This window comes from Pseudomonas sp. E6002 (assembly GCF_013385565.1).
Lineage (GTDB): Bacteria > Pseudomonadota > Gammaproteobacteria > Pseudomonadales > Pseudomonadaceae > Aquipseudomonas.
The window spans coordinates 29,783-50,306 of sequence record NZ_JACAPT010000032.1; the positions used below are offsets into that span (position 1 = coordinate 29,783).

At 61.0% G+C, this 20,524-nt stretch carries 20 protein-coding genes; 10 read left to right on the plus strand and 10 right to left on the minus strand.

Annotation, left to right across the window (positions count from 1 at the left end; all coding sequences use genetic code 11):
• Positions 1–33: 33 nt before the first annotated feature.
• The 3 genes from HX815_RS25265 to HX815_RS25275 are packed head-to-tail and all read right to left on the minus strand — an operon-like array spanning position 34 to position 2,946.
• The gene (locus tag HX815_RS25265) at positions 34–1,311 is read right to left on the minus strand and encodes an L-fuconate dehydratase (RefSeq protein ID WP_008432761.1); all 1,278 of its coding nucleotides are present in this window, start codon (positions 1,309–1,311) and stop codon (positions 34–36) included.
• A 20-nt stretch (positions 1,312–1,331) separates the two neighbouring features.
• Positions 1,332–2,177 (minus strand): ureidoglycolate lyase, encoded by an 846-nt coding sequence (locus tag HX815_RS25270; RefSeq protein WP_102604551.1) that lies wholly within the window; start codon positions 2,175–2,177, stop codon positions 1,332–1,334.
• A 28-nt stretch (positions 2,178–2,205) separates the two neighbouring features.
• Entirely contained in the window at positions 2,206–2,946 is a 741-nt protein-coding gene (locus HX815_RS25275) for an SDR family oxidoreductase (protein WP_177029070.1), read from the minus strand.
• Positions 2,947–3,180: 234 nt separating this feature from the next.
• On the opposite strand from HX815_RS25275, the gene HX815_RS25280 reads away from it, so the two are divergent.
• The 6 genes from HX815_RS25280 (at position 3,181) to HX815_RS25305 (ending at position 10,933) form a co-directional block, all read left to right on the plus strand.
• Positions 3,181–3,942: a FadR/GntR family transcriptional regulator gene (locus tag HX815_RS25280; protein WP_087693068.1), complete on the plus strand. Its 762-nt coding sequence runs from the start codon at positions 3,181–3,183 to the stop codon at positions 3,940–3,942.
• Positions 3,939–4,928, plus strand: a complete 990-nt coding sequence (locus HX815_RS25285; RefSeq protein ID WP_177029071.1) for a diaminopimelate epimerase — start codon at positions 3,939–3,941, stop codon at positions 4,926–4,928. The genes HX815_RS25280 and HX815_RS25285 overlap by 4 nt, the downstream gene beginning before the upstream one ends.
• A gap of 311 nt (positions 4,929–5,239) precedes the next feature.
• Positions 5,240–7,282 carry a type VI secretion system tip protein VgrG gene (locus HX815_RS25290; RefSeq protein WP_177029072.1) on the plus strand — a complete coding sequence of 681 codons (2,043 nt, stop codon included), beginning with the start codon at positions 5,240–5,242 and terminating at the stop codon, positions 7,280–7,282.
• Complete coding sequence (locus HX815_RS25295; RefSeq protein WP_177029073.1) at positions 7,282–8,124, plus strand: DUF4123 domain-containing protein; 843 nt, start codon at positions 7,282–7,284, stop codon at positions 8,122–8,124. The genes HX815_RS25290 and HX815_RS25295 overlap by 1 nt, the downstream gene beginning before the upstream one ends.
• 67 nt (positions 8,125–8,191) lie before the next feature.
• Positions 8,192–8,734, plus strand: coding sequence for a hypothetical protein (locus tag HX815_RS25300; protein WP_158660302.1), 543 nt, complete (start codon positions 8,192–8,194; stop codon positions 8,732–8,734).
• A 48-nt stretch (positions 8,735–8,782) separates the two neighbouring features.
• Entirely contained in the window at positions 8,783–10,933 is a 2,151-nt protein-coding gene (locus HX815_RS25305) for a lipase family protein (RefSeq protein ID WP_177029074.1), read from the plus strand.
• Positions 10,934–10,935: 2 nt separating this feature from the next.
• Here HX815_RS25305 and codA read toward each other — a convergent pair whose 3' ends face one another.
• The 7 genes from codA to HX815_RS25340 form a co-directional block, all read right to left on the minus strand.
• Positions 10,936–12,171, minus strand: a complete 1,236-nt coding sequence (codA, locus tag HX815_RS25310; RefSeq protein ID WP_003219538.1) for a cytosine deaminase — start codon at positions 12,169–12,171, stop codon at positions 10,936–10,938.
• A 27-nt stretch (positions 12,172–12,198) separates the two neighbouring features.
• Positions 12,199–13,416: a PucR family transcriptional regulator ligand-binding domain-containing protein gene (locus tag HX815_RS25315; RefSeq protein ID WP_177029075.1), complete on the minus strand. Its 1,218-nt coding sequence runs from the start codon at positions 13,414–13,416 to the stop codon at positions 12,199–12,201.
• On the minus strand, positions 13,413–14,681 hold the full coding sequence (gene codB, locus HX815_RS25320; protein ID WP_003219542.1) for a cytosine permease: 1,269 nt from the start codon (positions 14,679–14,681) through the stop codon (positions 13,413–13,415). The genes HX815_RS25315 and codB overlap by 4 nt, the downstream gene beginning before the upstream one ends.
• A 201-nt stretch (positions 14,682–14,882) precedes the next feature.
• The gene (locus HX815_RS25325; protein WP_008432778.1) at positions 14,883–15,506 is read right to left on the minus strand and encodes an NUDIX hydrolase; all 624 of its coding nucleotides are present in this window, start codon (positions 15,504–15,506) and stop codon (positions 14,883–14,885) included.
• Positions 15,507–15,516: 10 nt separating this feature from the next.
• The gene (locus tag HX815_RS25330) at positions 15,517–15,969 is read right to left on the minus strand and encodes a GNAT family N-acetyltransferase (protein WP_177029076.1); all 453 of its coding nucleotides are present in this window, start codon (positions 15,967–15,969) and stop codon (positions 15,517–15,519) included.
• An 89-nt stretch (positions 15,970–16,058) separates the two neighbouring features.
• Entirely contained in the window at positions 16,059–16,415 is a 357-nt protein-coding gene (gene queD / locus HX815_RS25335; RefSeq protein ID WP_003190259.1) for a 6-carboxytetrahydropterin synthase QueD, read from the minus strand.
• A gap of 180 nt (positions 16,416–16,595) precedes the next feature.
• Positions 16,596–17,675 carry a patatin-like phospholipase family protein gene (locus tag HX815_RS25340; protein ID WP_102604539.1) on the minus strand — a complete coding sequence of 360 codons (1,080 nt, stop codon included), beginning with the start codon at positions 17,673–17,675 and terminating at the stop codon, positions 16,596–16,598.
• Positions 17,676–17,834: 159 nt separating this feature from the next.
• On the opposite strand from HX815_RS25340, the gene HX815_RS25345 reads away from it, so the two are divergent.
• Genes HX815_RS25345 through HX815_RS25360 form a run of 4 tightly spaced genes read left to right on the plus strand, consistent with a single transcriptional unit; the run spans position 17,835 to position 20,447 of the window.
• Positions 17,835–18,143, plus strand: a complete 309-nt coding sequence (locus tag HX815_RS25345; protein WP_008432789.1) for a PepSY domain-containing protein — start codon at positions 17,835–17,837, stop codon at positions 18,141–18,143.
• On the plus strand, positions 18,143–18,466 hold the full coding sequence (locus HX815_RS25350; RefSeq protein WP_177029077.1) for a PepSY domain-containing protein: 324 nt from the start codon (positions 18,143–18,145) through the stop codon (positions 18,464–18,466). Before HX815_RS25345 ends, HX815_RS25350 begins: the two co-directional genes overlap by 1 nt.
• On the plus strand, positions 18,466–19,134 hold the full coding sequence (locus tag HX815_RS25355) for a response regulator transcription factor (protein WP_003219550.1): 669 nt from the start codon (positions 18,466–18,468) through the stop codon (positions 19,132–19,134). The genes HX815_RS25350 and HX815_RS25355 overlap by 1 nt, the downstream gene beginning before the upstream one ends.
• Positions 19,131–20,447 carry a sensor histidine kinase gene (locus tag HX815_RS25360; RefSeq protein ID WP_008432791.1) on the plus strand — a complete coding sequence of 439 codons (1,317 nt, stop codon included), beginning with the start codon at positions 19,131–19,133 and terminating at the stop codon, positions 20,445–20,447. Before HX815_RS25355 ends, HX815_RS25360 begins: the two co-directional genes overlap by 4 nt.
• Positions 20,448–20,524 lie beyond the last annotated feature (77 nt).

A 20,524-nucleotide genomic window follows, 5' to 3' on the forward strand; every position in this document is an offset into this window, starting at 1 on the left:
ATTGTGCTCCGTCCATTCAAATTGCGGTTCAGCTCACGGCCGGTGGCGGTATTGCTCCCGGGACGCGGCTTTCATCTGGATCGAAAAGCCCGGCGCCTTCGGCGGCAGATAGGCCGCACCGCGCACCACGCAAGGTTCCTCGAAATGCTCGTGCAAATGGTCGACATACTCGATCACCCGGCCTTCGTGGGTGCCGGCAATGCACAGGTAGTCGATCATCGACAGGTGCTGCACGTACTCGCAAAGCCCGACACCGCCGGCATGCGGGCACACGGGCAGGCCATATTTGGCCGCCATCAGCATCACCGCCAGCACCTCGTTGACCCCGCCCAGGCGGCAGGCGTCAATCTGCACCACGTCGATGGCTTCGCGCATGATCAATTGCTTGAAGATGATCCGGTTCTGGCACATTTCGCCGGTGGCGACCTTGACCGGCGCCACGCCCAGGCGAATCTTGCGATGGCCCTCGATATCGTCGGGGCTGGTGGGTTCCTCGATGAACCACGGCTTGGCAAACGCCAATTCGCGCACCCAATCGATGGCGGTGTCGACTTCCCACACCTGGTTGGCGTCAATCATCAATTGGCGGTCCGGGCCCAATACTTCGCGGGCGATGCGTACGCGCCGCAGGTCATCCTGCAAGTCGTGGCCGACCTTGAGCTTGACGTGGTTGAAGCCGGCATCCACCGCTTCCTGGCACAGCCTGCGCAGCTTTTCGTCGCCGTAACCGAGCCAGCCGGCGGAGGTGGTGTAGCAGGGGTAGCCATTGGCTTGCAGGTCGGCCAGGCGTTCAGCCTTGCCTTCGGCGCGTTGGCGCAGCAAGGCCAGGGCTTCGCTGGAGGTGATGCAGTCGGTGATGTAGCGGAAATCGATGCAGCGCACCAGCTGTTCCGGGCTCATGTCGGCGACCAGGCGCCACAGGGGTTTGCCTTCGGCCTTGGCCCACAAGTCCCACGCGGCATTGACGATCGCGCCGGTGGCCAGGTGGATTGCGCCCTTGTCCGGGCCGATCCAGCGCAACTGGCTGTCACTGGTGACATGCCGCCAGAAGCGGCCCATGTCTTCGGCGATCCATTCCAGGGTCAAGCCCACCAGCAGCGGCTGCATGGCCTGGATCGCCGCGCAGCAAATCTCGTTGCCACGGCCGATGGTGAAGGTCAGGCCATGGCCTTCAAGGGCCGGGTTGTCGGTCTGCAAAATCACATAGGCGGCCGAGTAGTCCGGGTCCGGGTTCATGGCGTCGGAACCGTCCAGGGACTGGGACGTAGGAAAGCGGATATCTTCGACGCGAATCGCGGTAATGGTAGTCATGAACGGCTCCTAGTCTCTTGTCAGGCGTCGACCGTGGTCTGGTTCTGTTCGCCGAGGCCTTCGATACCCAGGCGGATTTTTTGCCCGGGCTTGAGGTAGACCGGCGTGGGCTTGATCCCCAGGCCGACACCGGGCGGGGTGCCGGTGGAAATCACATCCCCCGGTTGCAGGCTCATGAACTGGCTGAGGTAGCTGATCAGTTTGGGGATCTGGAAAATCATCGTGCGGGTGTTGCCGTTCTGGTAGCGGTGGCCGTCGACTTCCAGCCAGATCGACAGTTGGTGCGGGTCGGCGATCTCATCGCGGCTGACCAGCCAGGGGCCGAGCGGGCCGAAGGTGTCGCAGCCCTTGCCCTTGTCCCAGGTGCCGCCGCGTTCCAGCTGGAACTCGCGCTCGGAGACATCGTTGATCACGCAGTAGCCGGCCACGTGCTGCATGGCCTGGCTTTCCTCGATGTAGCGGCCACCCTGGCCGATCACCACGCCCAACTCCACTTCCCAGTCGGTCTTGGTGGAGTGGCGGGGGATTTCGATGTTGTCGTTGGGGCCGACGATGGCGCTGGTCCACTTGTTGAAGATGATCGGTTCGTCAGGGATGGGGGCGCCGGTTTCGGCAGCGTGATCGGCGTAGTTCAGGCCGATGCAGATGAATTTTCCTACCTGGCCGACACAGGCGCCCAAACGCGGATTGCCCGGTACCAGGGGCAGGCTCGCGGGGTCGAGTTCTTGCAGGCGAGCGAGGTTTTGCGGGAGCAGGGCGTCACCGGCGATATCACTGATGTGGGCGGACAAGTCACGCAGACGTCCATCAGCGTCCAGCAGGGCCGGGCGTTCCTGACCTTTTTCACCATAGCGCAGCAATTTCATGAGCAATCCTCTTATTGGAAGTGGGCGGTCAGTTGCTCCAGCCGCCGTCAATGATCTGGGTGGTGCCGGTGGTAAACGCGCTGGCATCGGAGCCAAGGTACAGCGCCAGCTGGGCAATTTCCTGGGGCGTGCCCAGGCGTCCCATCGGCTGGCGCGCGGTGAAGGCGGCGTACACCTCGTCCTGTTGACGGCCTTCATGGCGGGCTTGTTCGACGATGCGTTGCTGCAGCGAAGGCGACTCCACGGTGCCCGGGCAGATAGCGTTGCAGCGGATGCGTTGGGTGACAAAGTCGGCCGCGACGGATTTTGTCAGGCCGATGACGGCCGCCTTGCTGGCGCAATAGGCAAAGCGGTTGGGCACGCCCTTGAGGCTGGAGGCCACCGACGACATGTTGATGATCGAGCCGCCGCCCGCCGCCAGCATCCCCGGCAGAAACGCGCGGATCATGCGGTACATGGCGGTGACGTTCAGGTCCAGGGCAAACGTCCAGTCGCTTTCCGGGCATTCGAGAATATTGCCGGCATGCACCACGCCGGCGCAGTTGAACAGCACGTCCAGAGGGCCGATCTCGGCGGCAAGGCGTTGGATGGCGCTGGCGTCGGTGACATCCAGCACCACCGTTTGCGCACCCGGCAAGCCGGCGAGCGCCTGTTGATTGATGTCGGCTGCAATCACTTTGGCCCCTGCCGCCAGATAGGCTTCGACGCTGGCGCGGCCAATGCCCTGGGCGGCGGCGGTGATCAGCACGCGTTTACCGGTGAGGTCCATGACAGACTCCCTTGATTATTGTTATTGGCTCAATGGTCAGGCCATTGAGGGCGTGAAACACCTGCATCTGCGGCATAGCGAACCCTGGTGGGTTTGCTATGATCAGCACACTGGAAACGATCCAATGGTCAGGCCATTGATCCAATTTTTAGCATGGGTCATCCCGGTCAACAAGCGGCTTTTTTGCGGGTTGATCGCTTTGACCGTGCTGTGCATGAATCGAGCTGAGCCTAGATGCCATTTCAAGTAATTGATAACCAACGTCTTTATCGACAGATTGCCGACCAGTTGCGAGCGTTGATCGACAGCGGAGAATTTCCGCCGGGCAGTCGACTTCCCGCTGAGCGTGAACTCGCCAAACTGCTGGGCGTGAGTCGCGCTTCGGTGCGTGAGGCGATGATTGCCCTGGAGGTGATCGGCCTGGTAGACGTGCGGGTGGGCAACGGCGTGCTGGTATGTGAACCCGTGCAACCGACAGTCAGCCAGGAACCGGTGATGGCCCAGGCCACCCGGGATCAATGGAAAGAGTTCGATCCGGAACTCAACCTGCACGTCGACTTCAATGCCGAGATTCCACCGTTTTCCCTGCTCCAGGCCCGTCGCCTGATTGAGCCGGAAGCCGCCGCCCTGGCCGCCAAACATGCCACCGACGAAGAGCTGGCGGGGATCCGCGAGGCCTTCGAGCGTAATGTGCAGGACAACCGCGACGGCTCCCATACCCATCCGGGCGATCGCCTGTTTCACATTCGCATCGCCCAGGCCTCGGGCAATCCGGCGTATGCGTTGATGATTGCGCACTTGCTGGGGCATCGTTACGGCAGCATGTTCCAGCGGTTGCAGGCGCATTACACCTCGGACGACATGCCCCATCGCTCGGAAGACGAGCATCGCAAGATCCTCGATGCACTGGAACAGCGAGACGTGGAGGGTGCGCGACAGGCGATGCGCAAGCACCTGGAAGAGGTGGTACGAATCTTTATGCGGACTGCGCAATGACCCTGTTCTACGACGCCCGCGGGAATATCTACGGGGTGGTAAGCCCGGCGCAGTTACGCAGCAAGGGTATCGACGTGCCGGACCGTGCCGACTTGGCCGCTGGCACCCGAGGTGTTTGGGCATTGGCGGCGATTGCCGCCGAGTGCGGTTGGGACGAGTTGCCGCGCCCGGCCGAGGCCAAGGCGCATCGTTGTGACGGTTTGTTGGTGGGGCCGTTCCAGGCCGCGCCGCCTTTTGACCTGTTGATCGTCAACACCGACGGTTCCCTGGCCGAACGCAGTGGCAATGGCCTGACGATCTTTGCCCAGTCGTTGACCGACCAGGGATTGATGGCGCAAGGCTGTGAGTTGCGGGTGCATCACGACAAGACAGACGCACTGTCGCCGGTGGTTACGCGGGTTGAGCCGGCGGAGTACGAACAGGTGCAGGGCTTTTGGCTGGCGCTCGGGCGTCCCGAGTTCGGGCCTTTGGCGGTAGGGGCTGTTGGTGTGGGCGCGGTCTCGCTTGAGGGAACTGAGGTGAGCCATGTTTCGCCACTGGCTGCGCTCAACCCCGAGTGGAATCACAGCCAGTTTGTGCGTGTGGGCAACCCGCATTGTGTGACGCTGGTACAGGACGCGTCAGCGTTGCCGGACAACGCCCAGCTGCATCGATCAGCCTGGTTCGATCCGCTGAGGGCGATTGCTTTCGCACCACCTGCCGGGGCCGGCCAACCTTGTATTTCCGGGGTCAACCTGCAATGGGTCGCCCGGGATTCAGGCAATCGCGTGATCGCGCGGGTGTTTGAGCGTGGTGAGGGGCCCACGGCGTCCTCCGGGACCAGCGCCAGTGCGGTGGCATGCGCCGCCTGGTCTGTAGGATGGGTGACGGCGGGTCAGGTGGCGGTGGTGATGCCGGGCGGTACCGCACCCGTACGGTTGCAAGCAGAGCTGGGTGAGTTGCTGAGCGTTAGCCTGTTCGGGACTGCGCGGCTGCAGGAAGTTTGAAAAAGGCAGTGGCGGGCTTAATCATCTTTGTCAGCTGTTTCTCTATAAATAAGCAGCTCTGGTGAATGGTGGTGTAAGAGTATTCCCGTTAGTCAGTACCGGCTGTTTAACTGCATTTCTGTATTTATAAAAGACCCTTCCAATATCAATGTACGAATCTTCTTTTTTATTTTGAAGCGGCCGAATTTCGCCTGAAATCGCTAGTATTCCTGGGGTTCAGGCACTTTTTATCGGCTTCGAATTGAGTGGCTTTATCTGCGTTTTACGGGAGAAGTTATTTCAGTTCGACAATGAATGGCGGGTAACAACGGATGTTCAATACGCTTGTTTCGTCACGTTTCAAACTGGTCGTTGCAGGAATGAACCAGGCATTTCAGGTGCTGGCTTTTAACGGCAGCGAAACGATTGACCAGCCTTTTTTCATTGAAGTGCAGTGGGTCAGTGAAAACCCCAGCCTGGATCTGGAGAAGTTACTTCACCAACCGGCCTATCTGGATTTTGGCGAGCCCGGTGAAGGCCTGCACGGGCAAATCTACAGCATTGGCCGGGAAGGCCCGGGGCAGCGGCTGACCCGCTACCACCTCACCCTTGCGCCGCGCGTGGCGTACCTGGCCCATCGTTGCGACCAGCGGATTTTCCAGCAGCGCAGCGTGCCGCAAATCATCGCGGCAGTGCTTGAGCAGCACGGCATCCTTGCTGATGCCTATACCTTCGAACTGGGGCCGGTGGTTTACCCACCGCGTACGTTCTGTGTGCAATACGCGGAAACCGACCTGCACTTTATCCAGCGGCTGTGCGAGGAAGAGGGCATTCACTACCACTTTCGCCACAGTGCAGACGCCCATGTACTGGTGTTGGGTGATGACCAGACGGTGTTTCATCGTTTGCCGGCGCAACGCTACTGCCCGGCCGGAGGCCCGGCTGCCGAAACGCTGGTTATCCAGCGTTTCGATGTGCGCCTGGCCACGCGCAGTGCTCAGGTTGTTCGGCGTGACTACGACTTCGAACATCCGTCGCTGCGCTTGCAGGAGCAGGCCGGATCTTTCCCGGCACTTGAAGACTATCAATACCCTGCGGGATTCACGGGGCATCTGCGAGGTTCGCAGTTGGCCCGGCGTGGCCTGGAACGTCATCAACGCGACCGTCATCGGGCCCTGGGCCGCAGTGACCAGCCGGCTTTGCGCAGCGGGCATTTCCTGGAACTGCGCGGCCATCCGGACCGCACCTGTAATGACTTGTGGCTGATCACCGGCGTACGTCACGAAGGCTATCAACCGCAGGTGCTGGAGGAGGCGGTGGTGGATGTCGAGGCATTCCACGGCTACCGCAATCGATTTACCGCAACGCCCTGGCGCGCCGCTTACCGCCCGCCGCTCAAGCACGTCAAACCGCGTATCAGCGGCAGCCAGACCGCAACCGTCACCGGGCCCGAGGGTGAAGACGTGCATTGCGACGCTCACGGCCGGGTGAAAATTCGCTTTCATTGGGACCGCCTGGACCAGCACGACGACAAGAGCAGCTGCTGGGTGCGTGTGGCGTCCGGATGGGCGGGTGACAGCTATGGCGCGGTGATGATCCCGCGTGTGGGCATGGAGGTACTGGTGACGTTCCTGGAAGGTGATCCAGACCGGCCAGTGATCAATGGTTGCCTGCCCAATACCTTGCAGCCTGTTGCCTATCCGTTGCCCCAACACAAGACCCGCAGTGTGCTACGCAGCCGCAGTTCGCCGGGCGGGGCGGGGGCCAACGAGCTGCACCTTGAGGACCGCAGCGGCCAGGAACTCATCTACCTGCGCGCCCAACGCGATCTGGAGCAGCAGGTCGGCCACGACAGTCGGCTGGAGGTGGTGGGCGAACGTCGGGAAACCATCCACGGCTTGAGTGCCACCACCCTGGGAGGCGAGGAACACCGCAGCATCGCCGGCGACCGCAAGGTTCGGCTTGGGGCTGATGATCACTTGCACGTGCAGGGCAACAGCCAGACCCTTGTCGGCCAGACCCTGGTGATCGAAGCGGGGCAACAGGTCCATCTGAAGGCGGGGGCCAATCTGGTTATCGATGCCGGTGCGCAGTTGAGCTTCAAGGCCGGTGGTGAGCATTTGCTGATTCAGGCCGGCGGGATTTTCAGCAGTCGGCCGATCACGTTGGGCGGTGCGCCTGCCGTGATTCGCACAGCCAACCCAGTTGGACCGGGTGACGTGGCTGCTTCGTCCGCATTTGCAGCGGATGGGCCGAAGGTTTCGGTTATCCAAGGCGCAGTCATGGAGCTGGCCAGAAGACTGGATGCAGACTTCTGTCCAGTGTGCGAGCGCTGCCGTGAAGGCCTGTGCGAATCCACGGGGAGGGCGGCTTGATGGAGATCGCGCCTGGCCAGTGGATGGCTGAACAGCAGCAGGCAGGGCGCCGGCTGTGCCTGGTTCTACAGGGTGAAAGCGATGCGCGTGGGGTACTGCTGGCGACACGCACGGTCGCTGAGTATCGCTGCCTCTTTGGTGAAACCGTCGCGTCGGAAATGGCAGCGGATGGGCCGATGCTCCTGTTGCTCGACCATGTCAGCGAGCCCGCATTGGTGGGTTTGCTGCAAAACCCCCAGCGTAATTGGGGCTGGTTGGGCAGCCTGCCTGGTGATGATTTGTCGGGTGTTACCCGGCACTGGCGCGACAGGTTGGTGGTGGGAGCGGCGGGCAGTCAGGCGCTGTACCGCTTCCACGATAACCGCACCTTGGCGCGGGCCTTGGTTCACCTGCCTGCTCGGGACTGGCCTGTTTTTCTCGGGCCGCTGATCGGCGTGTGTTACTGGCAGGGTGAGCGCTGGAGTTGTGTCGATAACCCGGCTCCGGGGGCGTATCCGGTACCCGATCCTGCGCCGTGGCTGGAGGTGCCCAATCCCCAGGCGGGAGTGATTCTGCAAGCCAATATCCTGCGTTACCTGCTGACCGAGTACAGCGAGGCGTTGAGCGCACTGGTTGAATTTCAAGACCCGAGAATCTGGTTGGCGCAGGTGCTGGAGCAAGCGCGGGCCTGGCAATGGGACAGGCCGGAACAGCTGGAGTTTTTGGTCGTGCGGCGGTTGTTGGAAGCCACTGGGGACGTGCTTATTCGATGGCAGCCGATGCGTGGGGAAGTGGCGGAGGATCATTTTCAGCGGGTGGTTGGGGAGTGGCGTCGGGTGGAGCGGGAGCAGCAGGATGCGTAGGGGATTTATGTCGGGCGTGTGGCGAGGGGTATTCGTTTGCAGTGTGCTGGGTGTTTCCGGTTGTGTGATGAAGCCTGCTGATAGTTTCACTTTGGAGGTCGATTTGCCGGCGAATTACAGACTCAGAGGCGATGCAACTTACGTCCCCGGAACAGGTGAGACTTGCACTTTACGATGGCGTCCAGGTGATCTGCCAGAGATCAAGATATTCGACGCTCTTGAGAAGTCGGTGGCGAATCGGGCGAGCTTCGAGTTGCCTCTGACGGAGACGGTGAACGGGTGTCCGTTAGTGCTGCGTTACATGACGTTTGATGTCTATGCGAAGTCGGCTGAGCACTTGTCGGACAGTGGGGGGGATTTTGCGTTTATCGGTGTGCATGATTGGGTTGAACCCCATATGTCTCGAATGCCGGGGGAAGGTACCTTGGAGGTGCCGGGGGCCTGTCAGTGGTTACTCAGGCCGGCAGGGCCAACGCAGGCGACTGATAACGTATTTCAATGCAACCTGGTGGATGCAAGAGGACTGCCGCCAACGACAGCAACGGGTGGTCGTGTGCAGCGTGATGAGTTGAACGGCAAAACGGTGAGGCTCGTGTTTGGGGAAATCTGATGGGGAGCGTACTTATCTTTAACTTTTACTGAATAAGGATATTCAGCGATGGCGCTTACAGAATGGAAACAACCCTTTTTCAGCGGGAAAATGCCGGCTTGTGCAGTGCGTGGATGTTGGCTGAGTTTTTGTCTGGTGGACGAATCAGGTGACGGAAACGCTTATGGGGGTCTTGCGTACAAGGTTTTTGACAGCACAGGTCAACAATATGCAGGTCGTTTGGATGGAAACGGTTTCGCAAAGTTGGACAACCCATATCGAGGGCCTGTGGTTCTGATCTTCGATGCGCCATATGAAATGAGCGGGGATTACTACGCAACGTTGCAAACGCGTGGTTGTTATCCACTGCCTATCACCGAGCTTCAGGTACGAGCCGAACAGACGCGGTTTTCACGTGTAGACGGGGAGCGCGTCGAGCGAAACCCGGCAGGGCGGGAAACAGGCAAATTCTATCAAGTCGAGGTCAGTGACTTGGTCTTGCACACTGCTCATTTGCCTCCCTTGGCGCCCAGAACCCATCGACCACCGCGGCATGCGCTCCGCATGCTGGCTGAACTTGGGTTTGGCCCCCCTCAGCCCAAGCTGACAGGGCTGGTTTTATTTCCTGACCTGCACACTGTGCTGGAGGTAAGGCCGCTGCGTGCGTTACGCCCGTTGTTGTCGATTGAAGACCAGTTCTGTGCCTTGAACCTTTATCAGTTGGCGCTTATGGCTACCTTGAGTTATTGCGATTTTGGGCAGGAACCATCGACTCCGCCGATGGACCAGGTCAGCTTTCCCATAGAGCCCAGTGTGGGCAATTTTTTTTCCGAACAACTGTCGGGCTATCAGGAGGCTTGGAAGTTCGATTCCGACCAGGTGGAACACTTTTATCCCGTGTATGAAGACGTGCCGTACTCGCAACGATTCGAGGTGTTGCCTTTTGATCCTGAGTTGTATGAGCAAAATCGATCGGAGCAAGGAGAGTCCCCGGCCCACCCAGCGAAGCTGCATTTTTTTGATGACGAGGAGAATGGCACTGATACTCAGGCGTTTATCAGCCATCACGACCATGTGATCCTGATCGCAGTGCGGGGCACTGCAAGCCGTTCCGATGGGCTGAGGGATGCCAATGCTCACCAGGTCGCTTTTGTCGAGGGTGTTGGTAAGGTTCATGAGGGCTTTTATGGCGCGTATCGGGCGATGCGTGATTTTGCGCTGCATTACCTCGACCGGTTCTACATAGGCCAGCGCATCATAATTTGTGGCCATAGTCTCGGCGGCGCCATAGCACTGCTGCTGGCAGAGTCTCTTAGGCGAATTCCAGGTTACGACCGCAACATCCTTCTTTACACCTATGGCGCTCCCCGCGCTGCCGACTCTGAGTTCACTGACGGTGCTTCATCTTTGGTGCATCACCGCATCGTCAATCATAACGACCCGGTACCCAGCGTCCCGGCACCCTGGATGAACACAACTGCCAAACTCTGGATTCCCGGGCTTGTTACCCTGTTCAGCAATCCTGCACCTGCTGGCCTGCTGTTCGCACTTGGGTTGGTGCGGGTGGGCGGGAACGCCTATCAGCATCACGGCTCCCAGCAGCATTTCATGCCGATTGCCTTGCCCGACGGCACACAGTCTTCAATATTGTGGAACCCCGGGTGTGAGTCGATCGAAGAAGCTGCATGCAATCGCGCGATTCAACTCAGCGGTGATATGCCGGACCGGGCCAACCTGATCAAGCAGCTAGTCCAATACAAGCAGCACTTTATGACCGCAAGCTACATCCCGGCAGCCTGGGCGACGTTACGCCGCTGGCAGCAAACCGTGGACGCCGACGGAACACTGGTGACTGCGAGTGAATTTGAGCTGATCGAAAAAGCGCTGATCAGCATGCGGCAACAACTGCGGGAGAAAAAACGAGAACTGGACCGCTATCGACCGACCAATCAGCGTGGTTATGAAGATATCCAGGCCTTGAGCATCGAAGCTGATCGTCTGCAAAGTAGTCGCGACCGCCTGGCAACCCTCCGCTGGCGCCGCCTCCAGGCCCGCGACGTCTACGGCAGCCACGCTTCATCCCCAACCCTGCAATCCAGCCTGAAACGCTGGTTCGCTCACCCGCAAAATCGCGTACTCACCCAAGTGGCGAGCATCCCGCCACAATCGGATGATGGCTGTGGAAAGCCACAAACCCTCGATATAGATTCAATCGTATGAGCCTACAAAAACTCCACCTGCGCCGGCCGGCGTTTCATCAACACTTTGCCCGCTCGAATCGAATACAACGGCAAGCCCTGGCTGCGAATCACTTCATAGTCGCTGTCTGCAGACAGGATCAACAGGTTCGCCGGGCGTCCCGGTTCCAGGCCATAACGATCCCCCAGGGCCATCGCCCGGGCGCTGTTGTCGGTGACCAGGTCGAGGGCACTTTGCAGGTTGCGGTAGCCAAGCATGTGGCAGATATGCAACCCGGCTTCCAGCACCCGCAAAATGTTGCCGTTACCCAAGGGGTACCAAGGGTCGACGATCGAGTCCTGGCCGAAGCAGACGTTCATGCCAGCCTCCAGCAGTTCGTTGACCCGGGTCACGCCGCGGCGTTTGGGGAAGGTGTCGAAGCGGCCCTGCAAGTGGATGCTTTCGGTAGGGCAGGAGACAAAGCTGATGCCCGAATGCCCCAGCAGGCGGAAGAGTTTGGCGCAGTAAGCATTGTCGTAGGAGCCCATGGCCGTGGTGTGGCTGGCGGTCACGCGGGCGCCCATGTCACGGCTGCGGGCTTCTTCGGCCAGCACTTCAAGAAAGCGCGAGTGTGGGTCGTCGGTTTCGTCGCAGTGCACATCGACCAGGCAACCGGTGCGTTCGGCCAGGTCCATCAGGAACTTCACCGAACTCACCCCTTGGTCACGGGTGTATTCAAAGTGCGGGATGCCGCCGATCACGTCGGCTCCCAGGCGAATGGCCTCTTCCATCAGCTCGCGGCCATTGCGGTAGGACTCGATGCCTTCCTGGGGGAACGCGACGATTTGCAGGTCGATCAGGTGGCCGCTTTCCTCGCGTACTTCAAGCATGGCCTTGAGCGCGGTGAGGTCCGGGTCGGTGACGTCGACATGGGTGCGCACATGCTGGATGCCATGGGCGGCCAGGGTCTGGATGGTTTTTTTGGAGCGGGTCTTGGTGTCTTCCAGGGTGATGGTGGCCTTGCGCTCGCCCCAGCACTCGATGCCTTCAAACAGGGTGCCGCTCATGTTCCAGCGCGGCTCGCCGGCGGTCAGGGTGGCATCGAGGTGAATGTGCGGCTCGACGAAAGGCGGGACCACCAGGTTGCCGGCGGCGTCCAGGTCGTCGGGGCCTGCCAGGGGGGCAGCGCCTTGTTGGGTGATGCTGGCGATCCGGCCGTGTTCCAGGTGCAGATCATGCAGGCCTTCACGGTTGCGCAGGCGGGCGTTGATGATGTGCATGGGCAAGTTCCTCTTGGCAAAAAACAGTCAGGCAGACAGCCGCCAGATCATCAGCGCGATGCCGATGTCCAGGCGGTCATAAGCATTGTCCAGCGTCAGCCCGCACAGGGCTTCGATACGCTGGACGCGATGCGTCAGGGTGTTGCGGTGAACCGCCAGCCGTTGGGCTGCGGCCACAAGGTTACCATTCTCGTGGAACCAGGCCTCCAGGGTCGGCATCAGGCTTGGGCCATGGTGCAGGTCGTGGCGCAGCAGCGGCCCCAGGCGTTCGTTGAGGAACTGATCGAGCAGGGCGCGATCACGTACGCCACTGAGCAGCTTGAGCACGCCCAACTCATCGTAGACACACAACCCGGCGCGTTCACTGAACCGTCGCGCAGCGGCCAATGCCTGGCGCGCCTCATCCAGGGCCTGGGCCAGGCGCGCGGGTGGGTGCGCGGCAGCACTCAGGCCGATAAACAGTTTCAACGGTGCCAGGCGCAGATTCAGTGCCTTCAACCAACCCGCCAACAACTGACGGTTGGCCAATGCCGCACCCGCGTCTATCGCAGGCAGCAGCAACGTCCATTGTCCGGCACGCCCCAGCACGGGCAGGCGCGACGGATGCTGCGCAGCAAACTGGCGCAGACGGCGGGTAATCGCATCGTGTTGTCGGGCAAGCTGCGCCTCGACCACTGGCGCCTCACCCTGGGCAAACAGCGCGTCGCTGCCGTCCAGTTGCAACTGGACGAGTTGCCAATGGCCGGCCAGCGGCATGTCCAACTGCGCAGCGCGGTGCAGCAGCAAATCCAGGGATTGGTAATCACCGGCCAGCAGGCGCTCCAGCACATCGTGTCGCGAGCGCCCCAACTGCTGCGACTGGATCAACGCCGAACCGATGGCCTGGGTCACCAGTACCATCTTCAACGAGTAAGGCTGTTCGATCAGCGGCATGCCCGCCGCTTGCGCCGCTTCTAGCAAACGCTGGGGAATCGCCTGGATATAGTCCGGCCCCGTGAGGATCACCAGGCCGGCGACCTGGCGCTGACAGGCTTCGTCCAGCAGCACCAACAGATTGGCCTCGTCCCGTGGGTGATTGATACCGGTGACGAACACCAGTTCGCCCCCCAGCACCCATTCGGCAATGCCGCTGTTTTCTGCGACATAGGGCCAGCGCACCGTGTTCTCCAGGCCGGCTTCCCCGGCCCGCAGGCACATCGATTCAAGGCCGGGCAAGGCCAGCACATCGGCGACTGTCAGGCTCATGCCTGGACGTCAGCCAAAGGTGCCCGCACCCGCAATACGCTGGTCAGCACGATGTAGGTCAGGGACGCCGCCACGATCCCCACCAATGGCGCCACCCAGGGTGAATGAAAGGCCAGCACCGTACCCACTGCATAGGCGATCAGCCCTGGCCAGTTGAAGGCCGGCAGGCGTGTATCGGCCAGGCGCGGATAGTGGCCGCGATAGCGATAGAAGAAATCCGCCATGATCACCCCGCCAATCGGTGGGATCACCGTGCCCAGCAGGATCAGGTAGGGCACCAGCATGTCGTACATGCCCAGCAACGCCAGCAGGGTGCCGATTACCGCACCGGCCAGGGTCACCGTTTTACGGCGCTTGGTGCGCAGCAGGTTGCAGCCGGCGACGGCGAAGTTGTAGATGGTGTTGTCCTGGGTGCTCCAGATATTCAGCAACAGCATCGCCATGGCCGCCATGGCGAAGCCTTGCAGCAGCAACACTTCGACCACGTCGGGCTGCTGGTAGACGATGGCGCCATAGGCACCGATCAACACCATCAAGCCGTTGCCGATAAAGAAGCCGATCAGGCTGGCCAGCACCGCGACCCTGGCCGAGCGTGAGAAGCGCGTCCAGTTGGTGGCCTGGGTCGCGCCGCTGACAAAGGTGCCGAACACCAGCGTGATAGCCGTGGACATGTCCAGCTCACCGGTCGGCACCACCGCCAGCAGTCCATCGAGCCCGCCGACCTTGACGGTGGCGACCCACATCGACAGAAACAACAAAATACCCATGGCCGGCACGGCGATGTAGGACAGAATCTCCAACCCGCGATAGCCCACGTAGGCCGTCGCGCAGAACACCATGCCAAACAGCACCATCAGCCCGAGTACGCTGCCCTGGCTCAACTCGAAATACTTGCCCAGTACTACGGCTGCGGTGGCGGTGCCCCAGGCGTACCAGCCGATCTGGGTAAAACCGAGAATCAAGTCGCTGAGTTTGCTGCCCACTTCACCGAAGCAGAAGCGCCCCATCAATACTGAATTCAAACCGCTCTTGAACGCGATGTAACCCAGGCCTGCGGCGTAGATACCCAACAGCAGGTTACCCAGGGCCACGACGCCGAGCATCTGGGTAAAGCTGAAGGCCACCCCCAGCTTGCCGCCGGCGAACATGGTCGCAGTAAAAAAGGTAAAGCCCAGCAGCACCATGGCGGTGGAGGCCAGGCCTTTGCGGGCATGCATGGGCACCTCGCTGAGAGGGTAGTCATTGCCCGGTTCGTTCTGCGTCATGTGCCGTTCTCCCTGAATGAGTGACGCAGGCCTATTGCACCCGTCGTGCCAAGTGCCAGGCAGTGACGGGCGCACGGTCAGGACTGTGCAGGTTGCACAGTATTTATAGCCAAACAGGGGAAACACGCAGGCGGGATTGGTCTTTCTGCCCACTCAGGCGCGAAAGCGGTGCAGGGTGATACAAATTGGATCACCCGTGATTCAATCGAACAGGGTGTGAGTGGTCTGCCCGCGATGAAAGGCAAAAGCGGCCTCAAGGTCGCTTTCAATGGTGCGGCCACGGGACAGCGGCGGCAGATCGTCCAGGCTGAAGAAGCCAACTTCGGTGGTTTCGAAACCGGCCGCCGGCGCCAGTTGATCAACCCGTTCGCACAGAAAGTAGAGTTTGTAGAAGTCCCGGATATCCGGCCGGTACAAGCCTTTGGCCTTGTGGGTGACGCTGTACAGCGCCTTGGCCGTGACCGTCAGCCCGGCCTCTTCGCGGATTTCCTTGACGATGTTTTCAGCCGCCGACAAACCAATATCCGCATAACCGCCGGGCAATGCCCAGCAGCCATCCGTGAGCTCGCGGACCAACAGGATCCGGTCACCGTCAATCACTGCGCCCCGCACATCAATCATGGGCGTCGAATAACGTTTGGCAAAATCCGGCACCAGCCCGGTGATGCGCTCCAGCGGTACTTCGCCCAATTGCGCCAGCATGCTGTGGGCAATCTGGGCGATTTCCTCAAGGCGCTCGCGCTCGAAGTCATCGGTGCAGAAGTGCAGCCCCGTGGAGGCCAATGCTTGCAGGCGCTTGGCCTGGGCCAGCCAGGTGTTTTCCATGGGAGCTCCTTCAGTGCGAGGCGGTGAGGTCTTTTTGCATGTAGACCCGACGCAGGCCGTTTTCCTCGGCCCGGTGGGTTTCCACATAGCCTTTGCGGGTGTACAGCGCGATGTTTTCGGTCATCGCTTCATTGGTGTAGAGACGGATGGAGCCATGCCTGGCCTGGCCTTCCGCGAAGCCCAGCAACAGGCGCCCGTAACCCAAGCCCTGGGCACCGGGGTCGACGGCCAGGTTATCCAGCAGCAGGTACTCATCGTGATGAATCAGTACGACAAAGCCGCAGACCTGGCCCACACTCTCCAGCACATGCACCCGTTCGGCAGCGACCTGCTGGCGATAGTCATCCAGCATCGGGCCTGGCTTGCGCCCGATTCGCTGGATGTAAGGGGAGTAGGCGGCGTGGACGATCGCTTCAATAGCGGCGATATCGTCGACGGTAGCGGGGCGGATATGGGTTGGCATCGCAGCGCTTCCTGTACAAGAGGCCACGACTGTAAGGGAGTCACTGGCATAAAAAAACCACCGCAAGGGTGGTTTTTTACATCGCCGGCTTATTCGCCGCGATAGATGCAGCCGCTGGTGCAGGTCTCATGGATGCGAATCGCGCTGAGTTCCGGCAACAGCGGTTTCAGTTCATTCCAGATCCACTTGGCCAGCACTTCGCTGGTCGGGTTTTCGAGGCCCGGGATGTCGTTGAGGTAGTTGTGGTCGAGGCGCTCGTAGAGCGGCTTGAAAATCGCCTTGATCTCCGAGAAGTCACGGATCCAGCCGGTGTGCGGGTCGAGGTCGCCGCTGAGGTGGATCGCCACCTTGAACGAATGGCCATGCAGGCGCCCGCATTTGTGGCCTTCCGGAACATGGGGCAGGCGGTGGGCGGACTCGAAGGTAAACTCTTTGAAGATTTCCACAGGGTTTTTCAGCTCGGTGAGGTGTCTGGCAGGCGGCGAGTTTAACAGTTTGTCGCGGCCGCGCGCATACCGCGTAGCAGCTGTCGAGCCATGGCGAGGCTGCGTTTGCGATTTGTCTGGCAAACCGAGGTGCTGCCGACGCAGCCTCGCTTGGGCTCGACAGCTGCTACGGAGAGGGCGCTAGAGAGCCAGCAGGCGTTCGCCCAATTGGCCATTGTCGGCCAGTTGCAGAAACTCATCCCCCAGCCGCTGGCTTTCGCTCATTGCGGTTTGCCAGTACTTGTTGCGGCCCGGGTCATCCCCCATGAAGCGCTTGAAGTCACTGCGGTCCGGCAGTTTGCCGTGGGGCAGTCGCGCCAGGTATTCCTTCGACGGCGCCAGCAGCAGGACATCCTGCAAACCCTGTTGATTGGCGTGGCGCCACGGCAAGCCTTTGTCGAACCAGCCGGGAATGACCCGGTCGGTGAAGTGCGGGTACAGCACGATGTCATCGCCGTGGTAGGGCAGGTCGAGGTGATAGTCCAGCAGGCCGCCATCGCGGTAAGTGCCTTGGCCTGCACCCGGCAGGTCGCGTACGCCTTGCATCACCATGGGGATCGAGCCCGACGCCAGCAAGGCCTGGCGCAGGTTGCCCAGTTCCAGATCAAGGAAGCGCGACGGGAAATCCTTGAGCGCATGCAGCGGTGGCGCCTGGCGTGGATCGTGGACGATCAGCCGTTCGAAGTGCCGGGACAACCGCGCGCGGCCCCTCAGGTTGTCGGCGATCACCGAGGACAACCCCAAACCAAGCCGACCGCGATGATCGTCGGCGAGCAGGCCATGGCTTTTGACCACCATGATGTTCAGCCGGTAGTGCGGGTTGTCGAGCACGCGGGCATCGCGGCCGGCCAGCAAGTCATCGAGCATGCGCACGCAGCTCTGGCTGACTTCGGCCATGGTCACGCCTTTGGCAAAGCTTTGTGCGTTGTACAGCCGGCCCAGGTCGAGCAGGCCTTGCACCGGGTCGGGCAGGCACGCACTGGCAAACCGCCAGGAGCCTATCGAGGCGCCGATCAGCGCACGCTCGCGGGGCGCCCGGGGCAGCCAGTCACCAAACAGCGCCAGGTCCAGACCCTGGATGCCCAGCGCCTTGGGCCCGCCGGCAGCGCCGGGAAGGATGCCGACGTCCGCAGGCGCAAGCCCCTGCTCACGAATGCGTGCAAAAGCGCGTTTACCGGCCTTGAGGGTCAAGGCGGGGAACTTCATATGGATAGCAGTCATACCGGTCTCATTTACCGCGAGCAGGGCAGTATAGAAAATCTTGCCCGGTTGCAGGCAAAGGTCTCGCAGAGAATTGCCATGGTGGCAATTCAGTTTCAGTTAAGTTGGATCCAGTACCGTGAGCCCCGTAGGCAAAATATCCCGAAACGGAGACTCACCATGAAAACCCTCACAGCCTTGATCGCCAGCAGTATCATCGCCCTCACCGCAGGCGTCGCCCAGGCTCGCGACCTGGGGCCGGACGAAGCACTGAAGTTGCGCGACGCTGGTACCATTGTGTCTTTCGAGAAGCTCAATGCTATCGCACTGGCCAAACATCCCGGCGCCACCGTGCATGAAACCGAGCTTGAAGAGGAATACGGCAAATACCTTTATCAGGTTGAACTGCGCGACGCCCAGGGCGTCGAGTGGGACCTGGAATTGGACGCCGTCACCGGCGCCGTCCTCAAGGATCATCAGGATACGTAATGAAGGTAAATCTACGCACCAGCGTTCAAGTGGCGCTGGTGCTCCTGGCATTTTGCTCAGGCCTGGCCGCTCGGGACCTGGGCCAGGATGAAGCGCTGCGCCTGCGCCAGAAGGGCGTGATCGCGCCGCTTGAGCATCTGCTGGGCCCGGCATTCGAGCGCTACCCGGGCGCCAAACTGCTGGATGCCGAGCTTGAAGAGCACGAGGATCGCCCTGTGCGGTTTATCTATGAAATCGAACTGTTGACGGTGGAAGGCGTGGTGCGCGAGATCGAACTCGACGCCAACACCGGTCAACTGCTCAAAGACAAGGAAGACGACTGATGCGCCTGCTTCTGGTGGAAGACCACGTACCCCTGGCCGATGAGCTGATGGCCGGACTCAATCGCCAGGGCTATGCCGTCGACTGGCTGGCGGACGGGCGCGATGCGGTGTACCAGGGGCGCAGCGAACCCTACGACCTGATCATCCTTGACCTCGGCCTGCCGGGTTTGCCCGGGCTTGAGGTGTTGACGCAATGGCGTGCCGCCGGCCTGGCCACGCCGGTGCTGATCCTCACTGCCCGCGACTCCTGGGCCGAGCGCATCGAAGGGCTCAAGGCCGGGGCCGACGACTACCTCAGCAAACCGTTCCATCCCGAAGAGCTGCACCTGCGTATCCAGGCCTTGCTGCGTCGTTCCCATGGCCACGCCAATCAGCCCACCTTGCAGGCTGCCGGCTTGCACCTGGATGAGGGTCGCCAGTGTGTGATGCGTGATGGCGAGGAGATCCAGCTGACCGCGGCCGAGTTTCGGCTGCTGCGTTACTTCATGCTGCACCCCGAGCAAATCCTTTCAAAAAGTCACCTGGCCGAACATTTGTACGATGGCGAGACCGAGCGTGACTCCAATGTGTTGGAGGTCCACGTCAACCACCTGCGCCGCAAATTGGGCCGCAGCGTGATCGAGACCCGGCGCGGCCAGGGTTACCGGTTTGGTGCCAGCCCGGCATGAAGTCGATCCAGCGGCGCCTGAGCCTGGGGCTGATCAGTGTGATGGTGATCGTCGGCCTGGTGCTGGCGCAGACCAGCCTGTGGCTGTTCGAAATGGGCCTGCAACGTTACCTGGAGTCCGGCTTGCGCAACGACAGCGAGAACCTGCTGGTGGCGCTGGTGCGCGGGCCGGCGGGTGTGCAACTGGATGAGCAGCGGTTGTCTCCTGCGTACCAGCGTCCGTTTTCCGGGCACTATTTCCGTATCGATTTTGCCGATACCCATTGGCGTTCCCGCTCGCTGTGGGACCAGGAACTGCCGCAGTTGCCCCACGCCGGGCTGAAGGGCAACCTGCAGTTGGGGCCGGAAGGCCAGCAGTTGCTGGTACTGCGTTCGGACTACAAACGGTTTGGCCAGTCGATTTCCATCAGCGTGGCCCAGGACTACACACCCGTCAGAGAAAGCTTTCGGCTGATGCGCCAGATCGGCCTGGTGCTGGGGCTGGCGGCGCTGTTGCTGATCCTGATTCTGCAACGGGTCACCGTGCGCCGCGCCTTGCGCCCGCTGGAGACCGCGCGCAACCAGATCGCCCAACTGCAGCAGGGCCAGCGCTCGCAACTGGATACCCAGGTGCCGGTGGAGCTGGAGCCGCTGGTGGCGCAGATCAACCATCTGCTGGCCCACACCGAAGACAGCCTCAAGCGCTCGCGCAATGCCCTGGGCAATCTCGGCCATGCCTTGAAAACCCCGTTGGCGGTGTTGCTGAGCGTGGCATCCAGCGAACAGCTCAAGGACCATCCGCAACTGAGCAAGCTGCTGCGGGAACAGTTGGAGCAGGTGCAGCAACGGCTTAATCGTGAACTCAATCGTGCCCGCCTGGCCGGAGAGACACTGCCGGGTGCCTTGTTCGATTGCGACGGCGAATTACCGGGGTTGCTCGCGACCCTGAACATGATCCATGGCGAACACCTGGATTTGAGTTACCGCGTGCCGCCCGGTTTGCAATTGCCGTGGGACCGCGAAGACCTGCTGGAACTGTTGGGCAACCTGCTGGACAACGCGTGCAAATGGGCGGATGCGGAGATTGTGTTGAGCATCGGCGAAACCCCGGAAGGCTTTCGGTTGGCTGTCGAAGATGACGGGCCGGGGATTCCCGAGAGCCAGCGTGATCAGGTGTTCAGCCGAGGCACGCGGTTGGATGAGCAGACTGACGGGCATGGTCTGGGGCTGGGGATCGTGCGGGATATTGTCGAGGTGTGGGGCGGGGTGCTTCTGTTGCAGGAGAGCGAGCTGGGCGGGTTAAAGGTCATCATCGACCTGCCACGCCGCCATTGAAAACAAACCGTAGCAGCTGTCGAGCCTCGCCAAGGCTCGACAGCTGCTACGGGATGCTCGGGCTGATTGCCGGAGTA

Coding starts and splice junctions, on each gene's coding strand:
- codB (WP_003219542.1), bottom strand. CDS start 14,681: ATGACGCAGAACGAACCGGGCAATGACTACCCTCTCAGCGAGGTGCCC.
- HX815_RS25300 (WP_158660302.1), top strand. CDS start 8,192: ATGAAGCCTGCTGATAGTTTCACTTTGGAGGTCGATTTGCCGGCGAAT.
- HX815_RS25345 (WP_008432789.1), top strand. CDS start 17,835: ATGAAAACCCTCACAGCCTTGATCGCCAGCAGTATCATCGCCCTCACC.
- HX815_RS25305 (WP_177029074.1), top strand. CDS start 8,783: ATGGCGCTTACAGAATGGAAACAACCCTTTTTCAGCGGGAAAATGCCG.
- HX815_RS25360 (WP_008432791.1), top strand. CDS start 19,131: ATGAAGTCGATCCAGCGGCGCCTGAGCCTGGGGCTGATCAGTGTGATG.
- HX815_RS25275 (WP_177029070.1), bottom strand. CDS start 2,946: ATGGACCTCACCGGTAAACGCGTGCTGATCACCGCCGCCGCCCAGGGC.
- HX815_RS25315 (WP_177029075.1), bottom strand. CDS start 13,416: ATGAGCCTGACAGTCGCCGATGTGCTGGCCTTGCCCGGCCTTGAATCG.
- HX815_RS25270 (WP_102604551.1), bottom strand. CDS start 2,177: ATGAAATTGCTGCGCTATGGTGAAAAAGGTCAGGAACGCCCGGCCCTG.
- HX815_RS25295 (WP_177029073.1), top strand. CDS start 7,282: ATGGAGATCGCGCCTGGCCAGTGGATGGCTGAACAGCAGCAGGCAGGG.
- codA (WP_003219538.1), bottom strand. CDS start 12,171: ATGCACATCATCAACGCCCGCCTGCGCAACCGTGAAGGCCTGCATGAT.
- HX815_RS25350 (WP_177029077.1), top strand. CDS start 18,143: ATGAAGGTAAATCTACGCACCAGCGTTCAAGTGGCGCTGGTGCTCCTG.
- HX815_RS25325 (WP_008432778.1), bottom strand. CDS start 15,506: ATGGAAAACACCTGGCTGGCCCAGGCCAAGCGCCTGCAAGCATTGGCC.
- HX815_RS25285 (WP_177029071.1), top strand. CDS start 3,939: ATGACCCTGTTCTACGACGCCCGCGGGAATATCTACGGGGTGGTAAGC.
- HX815_RS25330 (WP_177029076.1), bottom strand. CDS start 15,969: ATGCCAACCCATATCCGCCCCGCTACCGTCGACGATATCGCCGCTATT.
- HX815_RS25280 (WP_087693068.1), top strand. CDS start 3,181: ATGCCATTTCAAGTAATTGATAACCAACGTCTTTATCGACAGATTGCC.
- HX815_RS25355 (WP_003219550.1), top strand. CDS start 18,466: ATGCGCCTGCTTCTGGTGGAAGACCACGTACCCCTGGCCGATGAGCTG.
- HX815_RS25265 (WP_008432761.1), bottom strand. CDS start 1,311: ATGACTACCATTACCGCGATTCGCGTCGAAGATATCCGCTTTCCTACG.
- HX815_RS25340 (WP_102604539.1), bottom strand. CDS start 17,675: ATGACTGCTATCCATATGAAGTTCCCCGCCTTGACCCTCAAGGCCGGT.
- HX815_RS25290 (WP_177029072.1), top strand. CDS start 5,240: ATGTTCAATACGCTTGTTTCGTCACGTTTCAAACTGGTCGTTGCAGGA.